This window comes from Streptomyces sp. DSM 116793 (assembly GCF_057320905.1).
In genome coordinates, this window is the sequence record NZ_CM170494.1 from 4,729,745 (window position 1) to 4,749,387 (window position 19,643).

A 19,643-nucleotide genomic window follows, 5' to 3' on the forward strand; every position below is an offset into this window, starting at 1 on the left:
TCTTCTACAGTCGTGTAGAACTTCTACGGCGGTGTAAAAGCTGCCGTGCTCCGAGTGTGCCATGCGCCCGTGCCCGCGGACAGCCCCGCGGCCGTCCGGGCCCGGGTGGCGCCGGGCAGAAAGGACCTCCAGGTGCAGGTGTCCATGGACCACAAGGGACTCAGTGACCTCAAGGGACTCAGTGACCTCAAGGGACTCGGTGACCTCAAGGGACTCGGTGACCGCAAGGGACTCGGTGACCGCAAGGGACTCGGTGACCGCAAGGGACTCGGTGACCGCAAGGGACTCAGTGACCTAAAGGAACTCAGGGACCTCAAGAGCCCCACTCTCACGGGCACCGCCCTCAAGAGCCTCAAGGACCTCCGCCCCCACAGGAGGCTCCGCGGCCGCATGGACCTCCAGGCGACCGCGGCACTCGGCACGCCCGCCCGCCATCCCGGCCGGGAGCGCGCCGCGTGAAGATCACCTTCTTGATCCACAACATCTACGGGATCGGCGGCACCAACCGCACCACGCTCAACCTCGCCGCCGCCCTGGCGGACCACCACGAGGTCACCATCGTGTCCATGATGCGGCACCGCGCCCGACCCCGGTTCGCCGTCGACCCCCGGGTGCGGCTGGAGGCGCTGGTCGACCTGCGCGAGGACGCCGCGGACCCCCATGACCCGCTGTTCCGGTCCCCCGCGGAGGTCTTCCCGGCCGCCGAGACCCGCTACCGGCAGTACAACCTGCTCACCGACCTCAGGGCCGAGCGGTACCTGCGGTCCTGTCACGCGGACGTGATCATCGGCACCCGGCCCGGCGTCAACGTCTACCTTGCCCGCTTCGGCCCGTCCCGCGCCCTGCGCATCGCCCAGGAGCACCTCACCCACGACAGCCACGGCAAGCGGCTGCGCGCCCAGCTCGCCCGCCACTACCGGGACCTGGACGCCCTCGTCACCGTCACCGAGGCGGACGCCGCCGTGTACCGGGCGCGGATGCGGCTGCCGGGCGTGCCCGTGCTCGCCGTCCCGAACAGCGTCCCCGACCCCGGGGTGCCGCCCGCCGACGGCACCGCGAAGGTGATCGCCGCCGCGGGGCGGCTCGTCCGGTCGAAGCGGTTCGACCTGCTCGTCGAGGCGTTCACGGAGGTTGCCGAGAAGTACCCGGACTGGACGCTGCGCATCTACGGCTCCGGCGCCGACCGCGAGCGTCTCGAACGGCTGATCGACGAGCGCGGCCTGGCCGGGTGCGCCGTGCTGATGGGCGCGGTCTCGCCGATCGAGGCCGAGTTCGCCAAGGCGTCGATCGTGGCGTCCGCGTCGGACGCCGAGTCGTTCGGCATGACGCTGGTCGAGGCCATGCGGTGCGGCGTGCCGGTGGTCGCCACCGACTGCCCGCTCGGGCCCGCCGAGATCGTGCACGACGGCGTCGACGGCCGGCTCGTCCCCCGGGGCGACCGGCAGGCGCTGGCCGCCGCCCTGCTCGACCTGATCGCGGACGAGCCGGGCCGCCGCCGGATGGGCGGCGCCGCCCTCACCTCGGCCCGCCGCTACGACCCGGCGCAGATCGCCACCGCCTACGCCGACCTCTTCGACGAACTGGCCGCCACCCGCACGGCCCGCGCCCGTCAGCGCCGCGGAGCCCGCTGGCGTGGGCGGGCGGGCCGCGTGGTACGCCCGGTGCGCCGGCGGCTGCGCGGGCTTCTGCCACTGGTGCGGTGAGGACTCCCCGCAGCGTGAGGTTGCTGGTAACACGCGAGTGACGGGGTGTCCGCGTGGGCGTGAGCAGCCACGACGAGACCGCCGGGACGGCAACCGGCCGGGCGGGAGCACCCCCTGCCGGACTCGGCCCCTCCGCCTCGGGAAGGCGGCCGTGCCCCGGCCGCCGTGCGGCTGCCGTTGGCCGGGGCCGGGCCGGGTCCGGGGCCGGGGCCGGGGGCCGGGCCCCGGGGAGACACCCGGAGAGCACCCCAGGAGGCGGCGATGCGAGAGACAGGCGGCGGCCGGGCGGAGCTGACCGTGGGGGTCGTGGCGGCGCGGACCGGGCGACTGGCGAGCCTCGGCGACCCGCTGGCGTTCACCCAGGCCCTGCTGGAGAAGCAGCTCACCGAGGTCCGGGGCGGCGGCCGCCGCCCCACCGTGCGGCTGGTCGCCCGGGACAGCCGCTCCACCGCCGAAGGAGCCCGCCGGGCGGTGCGCGAGCTGGTGGCGGACGAGCATGCGCGGATCGTCGTCACGCTGGCCGGCACGAGCGTGCTGCCGGCCGCCGCCGACGCCTGCGAGGCCGCGGGCGTGCCGTGCGTGTCGAGCACCTTCCCGTGGCAGGTCTACCACTACGGGCGCGGCGCGGACGACACGAACGCGTTCCGCTGGACGTACCACTTCTGCTGGGGCCTCGACGACATCGCCGAGACCTTCGCCGACCTGTGGGAGCGGGCCGGCGGGCCCGGCAGGGCCGTGGGGTGCCTGTGGAACGACGGCCCGCAGGGCACCTGGTCCCGGCACCCGGAACACGGCTTCGCGCCGGCGGCCCTGGACCGCGGCCACCGGCTGGTGGACCCGGCCCCCTACACCGAGCCGGCCGGCGACCTCTCCGCGCACGTCGCGGCCCTCGCCGAGGCGGGCGCCGACATCGTGACGAGCGCGGCCACCGGACGCGACCTGGCGCTGTTCCGCGCCGCGGCCGCCGAGCGCGGCCACACGCCCCGGCTGCTCACCTGCTCGCGCTGGCTCGCCTACCCGCCGTCGGTCACCAGCGGCGGCGCGCGCCCGCCGCAGGCCGGCGTGGCGACCCTCGTCTACTGGAGCCCGGGACATCCGTACCGCTCGTCACTCGACGGAACGACCGCCGCCGAGCTCGCAGAGGCGTACGAGGAGACCACCGGCCGGCAGTGGCTCCAGCCGCTGGGCCTGGCGTACGCGCTGTTCGAGGTGGCCGCACACGCGCTGCGGACGGCCGCCGACCCCACGGACCCCGCGGCCGTCGCCGAGGCGCTGCGCCGCACCCGGCTGGAGACCGTCGCGGGCACCCTCGACTGGACGGCCGGGCCGGTGCCGAACGTCGCCACCGTGCCGCTGGCGGGCGGGCAGTGGCGGGAGGGCCGCCGGCACGCCTACGAGCTGGCGGTGGTGGACAGCCGGCACGTCCCCGGCCTTCCGGCCGGCGCGGACCTCGTTACCCCTCCGCTGAGACACCCCGGTGGGGCGGGAACCGCACGCTCGGGCCGCTCGGGTCGCTCGGGTCGCTCGGGCCACGAGGGCACGTCGGGTCGGCACCGGTCCCCATGGGGCTGCCTCTGCCGTGGCCGGGCCGCCGGGCCGCCGGGCCGACGGTGGGTTATGCGCCGGGTTACGGCGATGGCCGCGGCGCGTCACTGGTCCGAAGGAGCCACCCCAGTCGTGGCCGGGCCACCGGTCACCCGGGCGTGCGGCAGCGGAAGGGACGCCGAGGGGAACTCGACGGCGTCCGGGCGGCGGTCCCTGCGCGCGTCCCCCAGGATCAGCGCGGCCATGGCCAGCCCGCCGACCACCTCCAGGAAGTTCTGCCCGGCGGCGGCGGGCACCTTGAGGAGCGTGTCGGCCTCGGCGGCGCCCCACAGGTCCGTGAAGGACGACGGCACCATGAACAGCGCGAGGCCGAGCCCGAATCCGGTGGCCAGCGGGCGGCGCCGGGCCGCGAGCACCATGCCCACGCCGCACAGCACGGTCAGGCACGTCCACTGCCAGGGCGATGACACGGCGAGCACCGCACGGCCGGTGCCCCGCCCGGCGAGCAGATGGGCCAGACCGTGCGGGCCGATCCGGTAGGCGGTGATGGAGTTGCGGAAGATGTAGACCACGTTCAGCACGGCGAGCACCGCGCCGGAGGCGGTGGCCGTGACCTTCACCGGGCGGATCCCGCCGTGCAGGGACTCCGCCTCCGCCTCCGCGGCGGCCTCGGCCTCGGCGATCTCGTTCTCCAGCTGCCACGCCCTCAGCAGCAGGACACCCAGCACGACGGCGACCAGCACCGCGAGGACGCAGGTGACGCCGACCACGTTCAGCGACGCGCCCTTGAGCATGCCGAACCACGGGTCCGACGGGGAGTTCAGCAGCAGGTACCACAGCACGGGCAGCCGGAACAGCAGCGTCGCCGCGCACGCCGTCACCAGCAGGCCGCCGGCACCCCGGCCCTGCCGCAGCGCCGCCCAGGCCGCGCAGAGTTGCAGTGCCGCGAGCCCCAGGTCGAGGGAGGTGGTGGCGGAGAGTCCGGACGGGGTGCCGGTGGTCCACACCGTCCACGCCCCGGACGGGCCGCGCTCGACCACGTCGTAGCAGAGCCAGAACGCCGTCTGCGCGAAGAGCACCAGGCTCAGGACCCCCACGACGGTCCGCACCTGCTTGATCGACGTCCCCGGATGGCTCATGGTGCGCTGACTCCTCAAAGGTGCGCGCGGACCCGTGAGATGAGGCAGGCTGCGGCCGGCCACGGTGGTTTATCGCGCAACGACCAAATGGACGCAGCAGAGCATAGGGGTTGTCCAGGGCCGGCACCACGTCGGCGTGCGGCGCCGGATCGTGAACAGGGCGTGAGCATGTTGGGAGGGGCTGACGTAACGTCAGCCAGTCCCGGTTCGGGAGGCGTTGGGCCTTCGGCCTCGTCGCCTCGTCGCCTCTTCGCCTCTTCGCCTCTTCTCCCGGAGGCTTCCGGCCGGATGTACGCCGGGAGTGGCACCCTTACGCGAGCTGCGCGAAGCCCGCGCGACTACGCGGACCGCGCACGAACCCACCACGCCGCACGACTCCATAGGCCCGCTGACTGCCCGGAGTCGGGCTGCTGCCCGGGACTCGGACGACTGCCCGGAGCCGGGGGCGACTGCCCGGCAGCCGGACGACTGGCCGGAGCCGGAGGACTGCCCGGAGCCGGAGGACTGCCGGGCAATCGGACGTCCGCCCCGAGCCGGACGACGCGATCCGGTCACTGGCCGACCGTGCCTCCTTACCCCTACCGTCGCGGACCGCCCAGAATGCCGTCCATGCGGCAATGGGCGAGGGCTTCGTGACGGCCGGGCGCCGGCGGGGCGCGGCGGCTCGACGGCGCCGGGCGGCGGCCGGGAAACGGCGGAAGGCGGCCGCCCGACGGCGTCGGGTGGCGCGCCTGAAGCGGGTGTCGGCCGGCGCTGGTCCGGCGCTGGTCCTGCTGGTGGCCTTCTGGTCGCGCGTGTGGCCGTACGTCGCAGGGGCCCTGGCCGTCGGCGGAGTGGGCGCGGCGGGCTGGTGGCTGGTCCGCACGGACCGGCTCGCGCGGGGCCGGGACCGGCTGTGGCGGCAGGAGGAGGCGGTGAAGGCCGGCCGGCGGACACTCGCCGAGGTGGACGCGATGACCGGCACCGAGTTCGAGGAACTGGTGGCGGCCCTCTGCCGGCGGGACGGGTGCACCAAGGTGCGGCGCGTGGGCGGGGCGCACGACAACGGCGCCGATGTCCTCGGCCGCCTCCCGGACGGCAGGACGATGGTGATCCAGTGCAAGCGCTATGCGCCGGCCAGCGCCATCGCCAGCCGCGAGCTGCGCGACCTGCTGGGGGCCAGGGTGCACTTCGGGGCCGACGTGGCGGTGTTCGTGACGACCACACGGTTCAGCGGGCCCTCGGAGAAGTTCGCGGTGCAGCACGGAATCCTGACCGTGCACCGCGACCACCTCGGCCTGTGGAACAACGGCACGCCGCTGCTGTCCCTGAGCGAGGTGAACGGCCACGGCCAGGGCGACTCCCGCCACCGGGCCCGGTGGAACCAGGCATACGGCAGGTGACCGGCCTCACGGCTCCGCCACCGCGGCGCCGACGGACGGTTCCAGACGCTCAGTTGGCCGGGGTGCCCTGGTGGAAGTACAACCGCCAGCCCGCGTCCGTCAGGCGCCACAGGGAGCTCCGCCACACCCGGCGGCCCTGGTTGTCGCAGAAGTACGTGAGGTGAACGACGCCTGGAGCAAGGACGACTCCGGACATTTCGGTGACCTTGGCCGGAGACTCCGGGGACACCGTGCCAGCACTCGTCACCGTGAGAATGGAATCCACGTCCCACCGGCGTCCAGAGGCTCCGATCTCGGTGAACTCCGGATCCAGAAGCTCCAGGACGCGGGCCGGAGACGCACGCACCTCGGGATCGAGAAGCCGCAACTCCCCGGCAACGGCTGCATGCACAGCCTGCCCGTTCTCATCTGCCATGTGATGCCCGTCCGTCAGTGATGGCCGTCCGTCAGTCGTGCCCGTCAGTCGTGGGCCTGGCCCGTGGGAGCGCCCGGCTTGCCGTCGGCGACCTCCCAGCGGTCGTTGGCGCCCAGGGGATAGTCGTAGGCCGGCCGCCCCGAGTTCCCGCTCGTCCGGAACGGCTGCCCGTTGTCGTCGATCCGCACGGTGCCACGCCGGTCACCGCTGGACCAGTCAGCTCCAGATACCAGCTCACGTCGTGCGTCTGCGCCCGTGCGGTCACGTAGTAGACCTCGGGGTCGGTCTCGCTCACCTTGTACGGGAAGTCCCGCTGCCCGGCCTCGGGCGTGACCTCGGGCCGCCCGTCGTCGAGGTCCACACCGAAGTGCCTCGTCTGCACGCCGCCGCCGCAGGCGTCGACGCCCATGAGGTAGTCGTTCCAGGCGAGTGGCGCGTCCTTCTCCACCACGCGCACGTGCAGCCCCTCCAGTATGACGGTGTTCTTCCCGGTCCCCTGCACGGTCAGCCGCACCCAGTGCTCACCGGCGGCGACCCCGCCGAGCGCGGTGACCCACCCGCGCGCGTCGTCCTCGCTCGGTGGCGGGGGCACCTGGGCGGGTTCCCGGTCCACCAGGTAGTGCTGCTCCCACGGGCTGTACCAGTAGTACGCACTGGTGACCACGGTGGGCGCGGTGGCACAGCCGGCCACCGTGCCGCCGGTCCCACTCCCTGAGGCCGAAACCTCCGCACCGGGACCGCGGGAGGCGGACGAGGCGGACGAGGAGGACGAGGAGGACGAGGAGGGGGACGCCGGCGTACGGGGACGACTCGGGGAGGCGCCGGAACCGGTGCCGGTGTCCGGGCGTGTCCGGGCTCTCGGAGGCGGCTCCCACGGCCCGCTGCTTGTCGTGACCGCCGCCGTCGCCGGGTACCGGACTCAGGACCAGCGCGCCCGACAGGACGACCGCGGCCACGCCTGCCCCCGCCAGGGCGACCCTGCGGCCACGTCGCCCCGCCGGCGGCGCGACCGTCGGTTCCGGAACGGTCCCGCTGCCCGGCTCCGGGCCCCGTCGGCGCCCTCGGCCACCCCTACGGCCTCCGAAGCAAGGGCCTCCGGAGCGACGGCCTTGGAACGCACGGCCTCCGAAGCCACGGACGCCGGAGCCGCACCGGCTCGGCCGGTTCGGCCGGCAAGGCGGGCCCCACCGGCTCAAAGGACTCCCGCACCGGCACCGGCCCCACCCGAACGCCCCGTGCACCGGCTCGAACACCAAGACCACCGCCACTGTGGTCTCCCGCCCCTTGAACCACCTCCTCATCACCGTCACCAACACCGGCTCGAAGAACTGCGACCTCACCGGCTACCCGATGCTCCGCTTCACCGGCGCCCAGTCGGTCCCGCCGGCGTCCGAGGAGTCCAAACCCCAGGCGGTGGTCACACTCTTCCCGGGGGAGTCCGGCTACGCGGGCGTACGTCTCTCGGGCGCCGACGGCAGCGGCTCGAACGGCTACACGGCCAAGACCCTGGAGGTCTTCTTCGCGGGCGGCGGCGGCCGCGCCAAGAGCGCCACCCCCTCGCTCCCCGCGAAGGGCGTCCACATCGACGACAAGCTGACGGTCACGTACTGGCAGCAGAACATGGCCGACGCCCTCACCTGGTGACCCGGGGTCCTCGCCCTTCTCGTAACCGCCGCGCCGCCGTCGAGTCACCGACGAGACTCCCGGACACGGGCGGGCCACCGGCGGCGACGGGCCGACCACCCGCCGAGGACCGCCCCGGACCGCCGCACGCGGAACAGAAGCATGAGCGCCGGGCCATCACCGTGGCCTGGCGCGCCCTTCCGCCCTGCCGGGCGGGCGCGCGCTCGGCCGCCGGACCGGTCGTCGTCCTCGCCGGCCCCACCGTGCTCACCGCGCCGACGGGACGGAGGAGCGGCGCGCTTGCCGCCGCTATGTGATCCAGATCACTGGCCGCAGGTGCAGCGTGGGCCGTGTGCCAGTGCCTTCTACAGGGTGTAGGCGACCGGCGAGACAGGGACAGTGCGGATGGAGCAGGGCCGAGCCCGAGCCCGGGAGTTCGACGAATTCGTGGCTGCCCGCTGGTCGGTGCTGGTACACCTGGCCCGTCTGCTCGTCGGAGGCGATCGGCATCAGGCCGAGGACCTGCTGCAGGAGTCCCTGGTCAAGCTCTGGTTCAGCTGGCCCAGGATCGCGGACGGCGCACCGGAGCCGTACGTCCGCAAGGTGATGGTGCGCGCGGCGGCGCGCTCCAGAAAGCGGCGCTGGTGGGGTGAACGCCCCGTCGAGCAACTGCCCGAGGCGGCGATGGCCGTCGATGTGTCCGCGGACGTGGTGGAGCGGTCCCGGCTGGAGGCCGCGCTGGCCCGGCTGTCGCCGAAGCAGAGGGTGGCCGTGGTGCTGCGCTACTACCAGGATCTGCCCGAGGGGCAGGTGGCGGAGGCGCTCGGGTGCCCGGTGGGCACGGCCCGGTCCCATGCCGCACGCGGAGTGGCGCGGCTGAGGGAACTGCTGGCCGATATGAACGAGCCGGTGCGGTGAAGGAGAACCCCATGGATCACTTCGAGCGGCAGCTGGCGCGGATGATGCGCGATTCCGAGGCGCCCGCACCGTTCGAGCCGAGGCACCGGGAACGTCTCTGGGCAGGAGTGCGCGCCCGCCGTCGCAGACGGGCCGCGCAGCGGGCCGTCGGCTCCGTCCTGGCCGTCGCCGGCCTCGGCGTCGGGCTGTTCCTGCTGCCCGGCCGTGCGACCCCGGTCGAGCCCGCCCATCCCCGCCCCGAGCCCGCGACGAGCCCGTCGCCCTCGGTCCCGCCCGCGACACCCGACGTGTCCCCGAGCGCCCCACCATCCCCCGGCGCCTCCACTGCCCCCTCGGTCACCACGCCGCCGGTCACGACCGGGAGTCCGCCCACGGGCGGCGCGAGCCCGCCGCGGAGCACGGACGGCGCGTCCCCACCCTCGTCCTCGCCCCCGCCTTCGGGCGCGGCGACCCCGCGGAACGAGCCGTAGACCGCCTCGTCCGCACGCACCACCTCCGTAACGCCCGACCACCCCTCCCCCCGAGTGTCTTCGGCCTGCCGTGCGCCAGGTCGACACGGGCTCCGGCGCGGGCCAGGCACGAACAAGGACGAAACGTGAGAAACCAAGGACCGCTTGAGGTGACGGCCCTGAGCCGACTGCCGCACCGCGCACCGGTGCCGACGCACCATCCCGAGCCCGTTCTGGACGTGGTCGTCCCCGTGTTCAACGAGGAGAGGGACCTGGAGCCGAGCGTGCGGCGGCTGCACGCACACCTGAGCGAGACCTTCCCCTATCCGTTCCGTATCACCATCGCCGACAACGCCAGCACGGACGGCACCCCGCGGATCGCCGCCCGGCTGGCGGACGAACTGACCGAAGCACAGTGGCTCCGGCTGGCCGAGAAGGGCCGCGGCCGGGCGCTGCGCACCGCCTGGTCGCTCTCTCCGGCCCCCGTCCTCGCGTACATGGACGTGGACCTGTCCACGGAACTGACCGCACTGCTGCCGCTCGTGGCCCCGGTGCTCTCCGGTCACTCCGACATCGCCATCGGCACCCGCCTGGCCCCCGGTTCCCGGGTGGTGCGCGGCGCCCACCGAGAGATCATCTCGCGTTGCTACAACGCCCTCCTGCGCTCCGTCCTCGCCGTGGGGTTCTCCGACGCGCAGTGCGGATTCAAGGCGGTGCGGCGTGAGGTGGCCGAGCGGCTGCTGCCGCTCGTGCAGGACTCCGAGTGGTTCTTCGACACCGAACTGCTGGTGCTCGCCGAGCGGGCCGGCCTGCGCATCCACGAGGTGCCGGTCGACTGGGTGGACGATCCCGACAGCCGGGTCGACATCCTCGAAACGGCACTGGCCGACCTGCGGGGCATCGCCAGGATCGGCGGGGCGCTGGCGCGGGGCACGCTGCTGCCGCGCGGGTCGCTCCGCGACGGCGGCGCCGACGCGGCAGGCGGGCTCGCCACCCCACTCGTGTGCTTCGCCGCCGTAGGAGCCGTCAGCACCCTCGCCTACGTGCTCCTCTACGCGGCGCTGCGCCCAGCGGCGGGGTCCCAGGCCGCCAACGCACTCGCGCTGCTGGTCTGCGCCGTCGCCGGCACCGCCGTGAACAGGCGGCTCGCCTTCGGCATCCGCGGTCGCGGCGGTGTGCTGCGCCACCAGGGCAGGGGCCTGGTCGTCCTCCTGATCGGCCTGGCGCTCACCGGAGGATCGCTCGCCGCCCTGCACCACACGGTGCCCTCGGCCGGGCACGCCACCGAACTCGCCGTACTCCTCGCCGCCAACCTCGCCGCCACGCTGCTGCGGTTCCTGCTCTTCCGAGCGTGGGTGTTCCGCCCATGAACAGGACCGCCGCCCGTACGACCGCGACCCACGGCCCGAGCTGGAACGCGAGGCTGTCGCGGCAGTCCGCCACCACGAACCCCGGCCGCCGGCGCCGGCTGCGCCGCACGGCCGAGCGCTACGGCCCCGTGCTGGCCGTCTACGGAACGCTCAAGCTCACCGGCTTCGCCGCCTTCATGTGGCTGCTGCACTCCGCCGGTGACTACCGCGCGAAGGACCCGCGCTTCGGCGGCGGCGCTCACCCGTGGGACGTCCTGGCCAGCTGGGACGGCTGGTGGTACCAGCAGATCGCCGCGCACGGGTATGACCCTCGGCTGATCCCGGTCCCCGGCGCCACCGGCCCGATCACGCTCGAAGGGAACTCGGCGGCGTTCTTCCCGCTCTACCCGGCGCTGATGCGGCTGGTCTCCGAGTTCACCGGCCTCGGCCTGTACGGCGCCGGTCTGCTGGTCTCCGTCGTCGCCTCCTTCGCCGCCGCCCTGGGCGTCCACGCCCTCACCGAACGCCTCGGGGACAGACGGGCCGGGCTGGCCGCGGTCGGCCTCTGGGCCGTCTGGCCCGGTTCCGGCGTGGAGTGGGCGGCCTACTCGGACTCCCTCTACGTGGCCCTGGCCGTCTGGGCCTGCCATGCCGTCCTGAGCCGCCGGTGGCTCACCGCCGGCCTCCTCACCTGCGTGGCCGGGCTCAACCGGCCCACCGCCGTGTCGCTGATCGCCGCCGTTGCCGCCGCGGCCCTGCTCGCGCTCCGCCGCCGCCGGGACGGCATCCTGCGTCCGGTGGCCGCGACGGCCGTCGCCCCGCTCGGCCTCCTCGCCTATCTCGGCTGGGTGGGCCACCGAACGGGTCACCTCGACGGCTACTTCAGGCTCCAGTCCGGTGCCTGGGCCCACCAGTGGGACTTCGGCCGGCACACCCTCGACGTTCTCTCCTCCGTCCCGGTGGGCCACTCCGACTACCTCTTCGCCTGGCCCTTCGCGGACCTGATCGGCGTCGGAGCCGTCCTGCTCGCGCTCGCCCTGCTCCCGCTGCTGATCCGGCTGCGTCCCCCGGCCGTGCTGACGGTGTACACCGTGAGCACCCTCGTCCTCGTCCTGGGCAGCCAGCAGATATTCGCCAACGTCTCCCGCTATCTGCTTCCCCTCTTTCCGCTCTTCCTCCCGCTCGCCCTCGCCCTGCGCCGCCTCGGCCCGACCCACCAGACCCTGCTGCTGGGCACCGCCGCCCTGGCCTCCGGCTCGTACGCGGGCTACGTCCTCTTCGAACTCGGCGTCCCGTGACCGACGGACCCAGGAATGGAAGCCCGATGACCACGACCCTGCCCACCGCCGAGCAGCCGGTCTCGCGGCCGGCACACCACGCTCTCGCACGGCATCCACATCCCGTACGGAACCCCACCGGCGACCCCGGGCAGCGGCGACTGCTCGACCGACTGAGCCCCACGGACCTCCGGGTGCTCCGGCTCTACCTGTTCACGCGCCTCGGGCTGTGCCTCGTCGCCTACTGCACCGCCTGGCTGGCCCCCGCCGGATCCGACGCCAGAACACCTGCCCCGTGGCTGTCCCGCTGGGAGCACTGGGACTGGGTGCACTACCAGCACATAGCCCAGTACGGCTACTTCGACCCCTTCCCCGGAGCCGACCCCGCCTCCGACAACCGGGTGGCCTTCTTCCCCGGTTTCCCCCTCCTGCTGCGCGCCGTGCACGCCCTTGTCTCCGACTGGGCCGCGGCGGGCCTGCTGATCTCCCTGGTCAGCGGTGCGGTGGCCGTCGTGGCCCTGGCCAGGATCGCCGGACTGGGCCGGCCGGACAGCGCTCTGGCCGGCCGACGGGCCACGAGCTTCCTGCTGCTGTCGCCCGCCGCGGTGTTCCTGGCGGCCGGCTACACGGAATCCCTCTTCCTCGCGTTCGCGCTGCCGTCCTGGCTCGCGGCGAAGAACCGCAACTGGCCAGTCGCGGGGGTACTCGCCGCCTTGGCCACCACCACCCGGGTCAGCGGCCTGTTCCTGGCCGCCGCGATCACGGTCGAAGGCGTCCTGGCCCGGGACGAGCGCCGAGGGCACGGCCGTTGGCGCGGCCGTTGGCGCTCCCTGTCCTGGTGCGCCCTGCCCACCGTGCCCGCCGCGGCCTACACCGCCTACCTGTACGGGAACACCGGTGACTGGTTCGCCTGGAAGCACGTGCAGGAACGCGGCTGGCATCGCGACTTCCACACGCCCGCCGAAGCGTTCCGGAACACCTGGCGGAACGCCTTCGACCACCTCCAGACCACCGGCTACGCCTGGGAGTTCCAGCTGGAACTGGCCGCGATGGCGGTCGGTGTCCTCCTGCTCGCCTTCCTCGTGCTCCGGCGCCGCTGGCCGGAAGCCGTGTACATCGGGCTCAACCTCTGGGCGCTGGGGACGTCGTACTGGTACCTGTCCATCCCCCGCGCAACCCTGCTCTGGTGGCCGCTGTGGACCGGCCTGGCCCACTGGAGCCTGCGGCGCACGTGGGTGAAGGAGGCGTACGCAGGCGTAGTGGCTCCGCTGATGGTGGTGCTCGCGGTGACTTTCACCTCGGGCCACTGGTCCGGCTGACCCGCACCGAACCGGCCCCCTCGGCCTGGCCGGCCGATACCGCCGCAGCCACCCGGGGCCCTCCCGCCGTCGGGCCCGTGCAGGGTCGGCTCCGGTCCGGGGAGCTCGCCGCGCAACATTGAGGCCCAGGTCCTTGATCTGCGCCTCAATCACGGAGCGGGTGACGAGAACCGAACTCGCGCTCTCAGCTTGGGCAGCTTGGATGCTGCGGGGGCGGCAAGCTCCCTGACCTGCGGCGTAACGGTGTCGACGCCTGACGTCCGCGGTTTGCGTTCCTCGGTGTCCCCCGTGGCTTCCCGCACGACCTGGCACGGTTCTGGCACGTCTGCCGGGGTGCCGAATGACTCCGTACCCACCCTTCGTCTTCATGCGTCGGCCGTTGTCGGTGCGGTCCCGTAGCTTGAGGCCATGGTTGGTACAGGCGAGAACTTCCCTCACCTCGGCGAGTCGTCGGCGGTGGGCCAGCCCGCTGCGGGCGTCCAGCCTTACTACGCGCAACGCGCCGAATTGCTGGGGCCGAGGTACGGGAGCGTCACCTTCGAGGAAGTGCATGACGGGGTATTGGATCTGCTTCCGCCGGCACCGGCGAAGGTGCTGGACGTAGGTGCTGGCACTGGGCGGGACGCCGTGGCACTCGCACGGCGCGGTTATCAGGTGGTGGCGGCGGAGCCGGTCCGTGAGCTTCGGGAGGTCGCGCAGAGCCTCAACCCGTGCGAGGACGTCCGTTGGGTCGAGGACTCGCTGCCCGCGCTGGCCCACCTACAAGGGCCTTTTAAGCTGGTGCTGCTGTCGGCTGTGTGGATGCACCTGGCGCTGGCCGAGCGTGGGCAGGCGATGGAGCGGCTGGCCACGCTGCTGGCCCCGGCGGGGCTGCTGGTCGTCTCGCTTCGGCGCGGAGTCCCGCCGACAGACCGGGTGATGTTCGATGTGACCGCGGAGGAGGTCGTGCGGGACGGGGAGCGAGCGGCGCTGCGATTGGTGCGACTGGTAGAGGAGGGCGCGGACCGGTTCGGCCGTGCCGGGGTGTGGTGGCAGACGGTTGTCCTGTGCAAGGGGGGCGTGTGAGCGGGCGCGAGTTCTACGCCCAGGATTCCTCGGCGCGCGCGTCGTGGCGGTTGGCAGTGCTGATGGGGGCCAATTCGCGCACCTACAAGTTCGCTCTGGGGCAGGCCCTGCTGGAGTTCGGGCAGACCGGGCGAGAGGAGATCTCCCTTGCTGAGCTCGCCGCTGCCTACAGCCTGGGCCTGGTGCAGCATTTGGCCCAGGACCCGCAGGCGCCGCAGACGGTGGAGCTGGGCGAGAAGGACTTCCTCACCGTCGCTAACAATGGCTAACATAATGAGCTGAGTTGTCGCTGGGTGATCAGGCAGCAGGCGAGTTTCAGGAAGGCTTCGTGGATGTCGGCTCGTCGTTCCCACCGGATGCGTAAGCGTCGGAAGCCGTGCAGCCAGGCGAAGGAGCGCTCGGTCCCCCAGCGGTAGGTGCCCAGTCCGGTGCCGTGTCGGGTTCCGCGGCGGGCGATCGCGGGAACGATGCCGCGGTCGCGGACCTGGTCGCGGTAGAGGTCGTGGTCGTAGCCGCGGTCGGCGAACAGGGCGTCGGGTTTGCGACGGGGCCGACCGATGCGACCGCGGATGGGAGGGATCGCATCGAGCAGGGGCAGTAGCTGGGTGACATCGTTGTGGTTGCCGCCGGTCAGCAGGACCGCGAGTGGGGTGCCGTGTCCGTCGGTGATCAGGTGATGCTTCGAGCCGGCCTGGCCCCGGTCGACTGGCGACGGGCCCGTATGGCTCCCCCTTTTAGGGCTCTGACGTGGGAGGAGTCGACCACGCAGCGGGACCAGTCCAGGCGTGAGGCCGGGTTCAGCTCGGCAAGTAGGACCTCGTGCAGACGCTGCCAGACGCCGGCTTCGTTCCAGTCCCGCAGCCGCCGCCAGCAGGTCATGCCCGAGCCGAAGCCCAGCTCCTTGGGCAGGTACTCCCACTGGATCCCCGTATGCAGTACGTACAGGATCCCGCACGGCACCTCGCGGTCCGGCAACGGCTTGCGACCCGGATACCGAAAGCGCCTCTCGCGCTGCGGCAGCAACGGCTCCAGGCGGTCCCACAACTCATCCGACACGATCCACGGCGATGTCCCCACACCGAGCCGAACGCTCAACTCCTGTCCCGGACACGGCAACCAAGATCGATTCACCTCATTGTGTTAGCCGTTGTTAGCGTCCCTCAGCCGTCGTCTTGCTGCCTCTATCTCAGGGGTTTCGAAGATAGGCACAAGTTCCGGGGTGATCAGAGCGGACACCATCATCGCGCCTGGTCAGGGGATTGGGGTGCGGTGGGGTCGGGATGTCTGGGGGGACTGCTGCAGGGTTGGGTGACACCTGACCTGGCTTGCTGAGAGGCGGCCTGGAAGGATGTTGCAGTGCCCAAGCCGTATCCGAAGGAGTTCCGCGAGGACGTCGTGCGGGTCGCGCGCAACCGCGAGCCCGGCGTCACGCTGGAACAGATCGCCGCCGACTTCGGCGTCCACCCGATCACGCTCTCGAAGTGGCTGCGCCGCGCCGACACCGACGAGGGCGCCAGGCTCGCAACGACGTCGGGCGAGGCGGCCGAGCTACGCGAGGCCCGTAAGCGGATCCGGTTGCTGGAGCAGGAGAACGAGGTGCTCCGGCGGGCAGCGGCGTATCTGTCACAGGCGAACCTGCCGGCAAAATGATGTACCCGCTCGTCCGCGAGCTGGCCGCCGCCGATGCCCCTCACCGGGTGCCGGTGGCGGTGACGTGCCGGGTGCTGAGGCTGGCACGCCAGCCCTACTACCGGTGGCTGGCCTGCCCGGTCACCGACGCCGAGCTGGCCGAGGCGTATCGGGCCAATACCCTCTTCGACGCACACCGCGACGATCCCGAGTTCGGTCACCGGTTCCTGCTCGACGAGGCCCGTACTGCCGGTGAGCCGATGGCCGAGCGGACCGCCTGGCGGATCTGCCGGGACAACGGCTGGTGGAGCGCCTTCGGCAAGCGCAAAGGCCGCGGCAAGAACGCCAAGGCTGGGCCGCCGGTCCACGATGACCTGGTGCGGCGCGACTTCACCGCCGACGGGCCGAACCGGTTGTGGCTCACGGACATCACCGAGCACACCACCGGCGAGGGCAAGCTCTATCTGTGCGCCGTCAAGGACGCCTTCTCGGGGCGCATCGTGGGCTATTCCATCGACGCCCGCATGCAGTCCCGCCTCGCCGTGGCCGCGTTGGAGTCCGCCGTCGCCCGCCGCGGCCAGGTGGCCGGGTGCGTGGTGCATTCGGACCGCGGCTCGCAGTTTCGGTCACGGAAATTCGTCGCCGCTCTCGTCCGCCACGGACTGGCCGGCTCGATGGGTCGGGTCGGCGCAGCGGGCGACAACGCTGCGATGGAAAGCTTCTTCGCGCTGCTGCAGAAGAACGTCCTCGACCGCCGTACCTGGGCCACCCGTCAGGAGTTGCGGACCGCGATCGTGACGTGGATAGAGCGCACCTACCACCGGCGCCGACGCCAGAGACGCCTGGCCCGTTTGACCCCCGTCGAGTACGAGATCATCATGACCCCACCTGCAGCACTGGCTGCATAGACCCCCGCTGTCACCCGATCATGCAGCAGTCCCGGGAGAGCTTGGGGAGTTGGTTGGCTCACAGGTGGCTCCCAGCCGACGGCCGCTGAAGCTGCCTGTCCGCCGTGTTGGCTCGTGCCGGATCCGCGGTGCGTGACGCTCGTCCGGAGGGCTCAGATCACCGTCGAGGGAGCGTGTTTGCTCAGGTAGCTTTTGAAGGTCTTCCTGATCTCCGCCTGGAGATAGCCTGCCTGCGGTGAGTTGGGCACTACGTCAGGCTCGAAGCCCCTTTTCCGGGCATCGAGGTACCGCACGATGCTCGACGATCTGATGTTGGCGACGAAGAGTTCGTTCTGGGTGCGGATGTCGGCGCGCAGTCCCTCGAAGTTCCGCGCGAGGCTGATGTCGAGGTTGGAGACGTAGTACTTGCACTCGACGATGAGGACGCTTTGACTGCCTCGTGGTGCGATGCCCTGCGCCCGGCTCAGAGCGGCTTCCTCGGCTGGTAGCACCAGCACGTCGCACTCGTGCCGGACGCCCGACGAGCCGGTCACGTAGACGCCGAGGTGGACTTCAAGGGCGGGAGCGCCATCGAACTCGATCACGGCGTGGGTGAAAGGCTGGCTGTTGCCGTACAGGTGACCGGGCCCCGTCCGGAAGACGAGGTTGCTGGCCTTCGCCCCGTAGACGTCTTCGTAGGTGACGGTGGCGCCATGCCGACTCGCGGTCGCGACGATCAGAGAGAAGATGAAGTCCTCGTAGACGTCGGACGGCTTCGAAGCAGAGTCGTACGACACCGTCCCCGCAGCCAGTAGGCTTTTGATCTCGTTGACCAGGTGATCCACCGTGCTCAACTGACTACCTCCCTCGTCACTTCGGCCAGTAGCTGACTGACGCGTGTACGTTGGTCAGTCGGCACCCGATCTCCCCGGTACTCAGTTCGACTGCGGCGCGATCGAGCGCTTTCGTCCGGTTCGAATACGACCCCCTCAACCATGCTCCGACTGCCGGCGTCGCTCTCGGGCTCGGACCGGAGCGTCTTCAGCACCTCCAGTTCCATTTCAGGCAGGTCGACGAGCACGCGCTTTACCGCATCGAGGAGGAGCTGTACACGTTCTTCGTCTGTCATGGCTCGCGTGGCGATGACCAGCGTCCCTCCCTTGCGTGATGACTCGTACTCTCCGAGACCGAGCATGCCGCGGTCCACGACCTCGTATCGAGCTGCTGCCGCCGCCGGACTCGTGGCAGGGAAGTCATCGCCGCGGCGCTGCTGGCGTCGGCGGAGTATCTTCTCCTCAGGCACTCCTGCGGCGATTGCGGCGTCGACATCGTCGAGCACCCAACTCAGGGACGTGTCTTGCAACGCTTCGCGGAGCTGCTGTTCCATACGGCGCAGTTCGAACTGGTTCATATTCCCTCGTATCAGTAGCCTTCGTCTGACGTAGCCAGTCGGTTCACGGTTCTTCCCCGAGCTGTGTTCGAAGGAACCGTGGTCAGCTGTCGAGCAGACTCCGAAGCGCCTCAACCGACAGGCGGGCTTCCGCGACGGCCGCTCCACCGTCGAATCGGACACCCTCGCCCACCAAAACATCCGCGGGTGCGTCCGTGCGGGACGGATCGGTCCACTGGAAGCCTGCGCTGACGCGACCGGACGCAGTGAGCACCCGCCAGGCGTTGGGGCACTGGCCGCAGGTGGCCAGGTGGGTGCCGACGGGGACGGCGTGGCTGCCGATGACGGACGCCACGTCGCCGTAGGTGGTCCACCGCCCGGACGGGATGGCCCCCAGCAGGGTGTGGAGGCTCGTCCAGTCCTTGCGGGCGCCACTGAGTTGCTTTGCCAGGTCCGCGAGGCTGGACCCTGCCAACGCCGCCCATTCATCGGGATCGACTGTGTTCGGGACGTCATTGGTGTCGACGTCCCACCAGGTCGTCCCCTGTATCCCGTCAGGTGTCCGGCCGGTCACCCTCTTGAAGATGTGGTTGGCCAGTCCGGTCGGCGTGTACGGCATGCCGTCGGAACCCCAGGTAAGAGGTTTGGCCGTGTTGTTGTTCCAGATAGCCGTAGCGCGCTCGGCATCCTCACCCGCCCAGGCAACGATGGCCTCGCGGATGGATTGGGGAGCGCCGTGCCTCGGCGTCAACCGCAGTCTTGTCCCGTCCGGCAACAGGCCAGCGGCGACGAGAACATGAGCGGCGTTGCGGGCCCGGGAACGTTCTTCCAGTTTCTTGGCGGCGGCCTTGGCCTCGACCCGGGCAGGAGCGAGGGTGAACTCCTCCACTTCGGGTGTCGGATAAACCTTGGTGAAGCCGACGACGAGGTGGCCTTCCACCTTCCACAGACCCACCTGGACGAGGTCGATGTCGAGGTTCATCTCCGACAGCCACACCACGGTGTGCGTCACCTGCTTGGGGAAGTCAGCAGCGATGATCACCTGCCGGGGGCGCTGGAGCAGTTCCGGACTCCAGTCCCCGTCCACATGGTCGAGGAGGCGCTGTCTGCACGCGTCGAGTTCGACTGCCTGGCCTCTACCGGTCAGGAAGTCGCGGTGTGCTTGTGCCAAGGTGTCGAGGTCGAACCGGGACACGAGGGCGGCGTAGGTGATCGCCTGGAGATGTACGTCCCGGTCGGCCGTTCCCCGCTTCAGCTCGACCACCACGAGGCGGCCGGTGGCGTCGAGCCCGAGGACGTCCAGTCGGTCTCGTGCCGGCACACCGTCCGTGTCGGCCCACCGGTCGAACTCCGCGGTGATCACAAGCACCGAATCGCCCAGGACCTGAGGGTTGTCGATCACCCACTCCTGTAGGTGTTGCCGTTCGAGGAGCCCCTCTGTGGCTAGACCGGTTGGTGAGATCGGTGTTGCCGACGGGCCCGCAACAGCGAAGAGATGATCCATAAGCTCCCCCTCATGAGCCCAGCAATGTCAGATCGGGCGCCCAGAGCCT

At 71.4% G+C, this 19,643-nt stretch carries 19 protein-coding genes and 1 pseudogene; 13 read left to right on the forward strand and 7 right to left on the reverse strand.

Annotated elements, in window-relative coordinates; translation table 11 throughout:
- Window positions 1-69: 69 nt before the first annotated feature.
- The 3 genes and pseudogenes from ACSMXW_RS18325 to ACSMXW_RS18335 form a co-directional block, all read left to right on the forward strand.
- Window positions 70-459, forward strand: a complete 390-nt coding sequence (locus ACSMXW_RS18325; protein ID WP_485797797.1) for a hypothetical protein — start codon at window positions 70-72, stop codon at window positions 457-459.
- Entirely contained in the window at window positions 456-1,703 is a 1,248-nt protein-coding gene (locus ACSMXW_RS18330; RefSeq protein WP_485797798.1) for a glycosyltransferase family 4 protein, read from the forward strand. Before ACSMXW_RS18325 ends, ACSMXW_RS18330 begins: the two co-directional genes overlap by 4 nt.
- A gap of 261 nt (window positions 1,704-1,964) precedes the next feature.
- Window positions 1,965-3,014, forward strand: a pseudogene (locus ACSMXW_RS18335) (ABC transporter substrate-binding protein); the annotation flags it as partial.
- Between the two features lie 338 nt (window positions 3,015-3,352).
- On the opposite strand, the gene ACSMXW_RS18340 reads toward ACSMXW_RS18335, so the two are convergent.
- Window positions 3,353-4,387: a hypothetical protein gene (locus ACSMXW_RS18340; RefSeq protein WP_485797799.1), complete on the reverse strand. Its 1,035-nt coding sequence runs from the start codon at window positions 4,385-4,387 to the stop codon at window positions 3,353-3,355.
- Window positions 4,388-5,109: 722 nt separating this feature from the next.
- On the opposite strand from ACSMXW_RS18340, the gene ACSMXW_RS18345 reads away from it, so the two are divergent.
- The gene (locus tag ACSMXW_RS18345; RefSeq protein ID WP_485797800.1) at window positions 5,110-5,769 is read left to right on the forward strand and encodes a restriction endonuclease; all 660 of its coding nucleotides are present in this window, start codon (window positions 5,110-5,112) and stop codon (window positions 5,767-5,769) included.
- A gap of 49 nt (window positions 5,770-5,818) precedes the next feature.
- Here ACSMXW_RS18345 and ACSMXW_RS18350 read toward each other — a convergent pair whose 3' ends face one another.
- Together ACSMXW_RS18350 and ACSMXW_RS18355 are read right to left on the reverse strand one after the other, a co-directional pair.
- Window positions 5,819-6,184: a nuclear transport factor 2 family protein gene (locus ACSMXW_RS18350; protein ID WP_485797801.1), complete on the reverse strand. Its 366-nt coding sequence runs from the start codon at window positions 6,182-6,184 to the stop codon at window positions 5,819-5,821.
- A 31-nt stretch (window positions 6,185-6,215) separates the two neighbouring features.
- Window positions 6,216-6,848, reverse strand: coding sequence for a hypothetical protein (locus ACSMXW_RS18355; RefSeq protein WP_485797802.1), 633 nt, complete (start codon window positions 6,846-6,848; stop codon window positions 6,216-6,218).
- Window positions 6,849-7,468: 620 nt separating this feature from the next.
- Between ACSMXW_RS18355 and ACSMXW_RS18360 the strand changes: the two genes are divergently transcribed.
- The 8 genes from ACSMXW_RS18360 to ACSMXW_RS18395 all read left to right on the forward strand — a co-directional run bounded on the left by ACSMXW_RS18360 (window position 7,469) and on the right by ACSMXW_RS18395 (window position 14,453).
- Window positions 7,469-7,828 (forward strand): DUF4232 domain-containing protein, encoded by a 360-nt coding sequence (locus ACSMXW_RS18360; RefSeq protein WP_485797803.1) that lies wholly within the window; start codon window positions 7,469-7,471, stop codon window positions 7,826-7,828.
- A gap of 384 nt (window positions 7,829-8,212) precedes the next feature.
- Window positions 8,213-8,725 carry a SigE family RNA polymerase sigma factor gene (locus tag ACSMXW_RS18365; RefSeq protein WP_485797804.1) on the forward strand — a complete coding sequence of 171 codons (513 nt, stop codon included), beginning with the start codon at window positions 8,213-8,215 and terminating at the stop codon, window positions 8,723-8,725.
- A gap of 11 nt (window positions 8,726-8,736) precedes the next feature.
- Window positions 8,737-9,195, forward strand: a complete 459-nt coding sequence (locus tag ACSMXW_RS18370) for a hypothetical protein (protein ID WP_485797805.1) — start codon at window positions 8,737-8,739, stop codon at window positions 9,193-9,195.
- Window positions 9,196-9,353: 158 nt separating this feature from the next.
- Entirely contained in the window at window positions 9,354-10,544 is a 1,191-nt protein-coding gene (locus ACSMXW_RS18375; RefSeq protein WP_485808132.1) for a bifunctional glycosyltransferase family 2/GtrA family protein, read from the forward strand.
- Window positions 10,541-11,821, forward strand: a complete 1,281-nt coding sequence (locus ACSMXW_RS18380; RefSeq protein WP_485797806.1) for a hypothetical protein — start codon at window positions 10,541-10,543, stop codon at window positions 11,819-11,821. The genes ACSMXW_RS18375 and ACSMXW_RS18380 overlap by 4 nt, the downstream gene beginning before the upstream one ends.
- Before the next feature lie 26 nt (window positions 11,822-11,847).
- Entirely contained in the window at window positions 11,848-13,119 is a 1,272-nt protein-coding gene (locus ACSMXW_RS18385) for a mannosyltransferase family protein (RefSeq protein WP_485797807.1), read from the forward strand.
- Window positions 13,120-13,527: 408 nt separating this feature from the next.
- Entirely contained in the window at window positions 13,528-14,184 is a 657-nt protein-coding gene (locus ACSMXW_RS18390) for a class I SAM-dependent methyltransferase (protein ID WP_485797808.1), read from the forward strand.
- The gene (locus tag ACSMXW_RS18395) at window positions 14,181-14,453 is read left to right on the forward strand and encodes a hypothetical protein (RefSeq protein ID WP_485797809.1); all 273 of its coding nucleotides are present in this window, start codon (window positions 14,181-14,183) and stop codon (window positions 14,451-14,453) included. The genes ACSMXW_RS18390 and ACSMXW_RS18395 overlap by 4 nt, the downstream gene beginning before the upstream one ends.
- On the opposite strand, the gene ACSMXW_RS18400 is transcribed toward ACSMXW_RS18395, so the two are convergent.
- Window positions 14,450-15,300 (reverse strand): IS5 family transposase gene (locus ACSMXW_RS18400; protein ID WP_485808134.1). Its coding sequence is split into 2 segments (ribosomal slippage): window positions 14,450-14,935 and window positions 14,938-15,300, totalling 849 coding nucleotides; the frame shifts between segments, so codons are not numbered across the junction. The genes ACSMXW_RS18395 and ACSMXW_RS18400 overlap by 4 nt on opposite strands.
- A 240-nt stretch (window positions 15,301-15,540) precedes the next feature.
- Between ACSMXW_RS18400 and ACSMXW_RS18405 the strand changes: the two genes are divergently transcribed.
- Window positions 15,541-16,721, forward strand: a protein-coding gene (locus ACSMXW_RS18405) for an IS3 family transposase (protein WP_485797810.1) whose coding sequence is annotated in 2 segments (ribosomal slippage) — window positions 15,541-15,825 and window positions 15,828-16,721 — 1,179 coding nt in all. Because the reading frame shifts where the segments join, the coding sequence is not laid out codon by codon here.
- Window positions 16,722-16,873: 152 nt separating this feature from the next.
- Here the strand turns inward: ACSMXW_RS18405 and ACSMXW_RS18410 are convergent.
- From ACSMXW_RS18410 to ACSMXW_RS18420, 3 genes are all read right to left on the reverse strand, one after another.
- On the reverse strand, window positions 16,874-17,497 hold the full coding sequence (locus tag ACSMXW_RS18410) for a hypothetical protein (RefSeq protein WP_485797811.1): 624 nt from the start codon (window positions 17,495-17,497) through the stop codon (window positions 16,874-16,876).
- A 53-nt stretch (window positions 17,498-17,550) separates the two neighbouring features.
- Window positions 17,551-18,111: a hypothetical protein gene (locus tag ACSMXW_RS18415; protein WP_485797812.1), complete on the reverse strand. Its 561-nt coding sequence runs from the start codon at window positions 18,109-18,111 to the stop codon at window positions 17,551-17,553.
- An 82-nt stretch (window positions 18,112-18,193) separates the two neighbouring features.
- Window positions 18,194-19,492, reverse strand: a complete 1,299-nt coding sequence (locus ACSMXW_RS18420; protein WP_485797813.1) for an MGMT family protein — start codon at window positions 19,490-19,492, stop codon at window positions 18,194-18,196.
- Window positions 19,493-19,643: the final 151 nt, after the last annotated feature.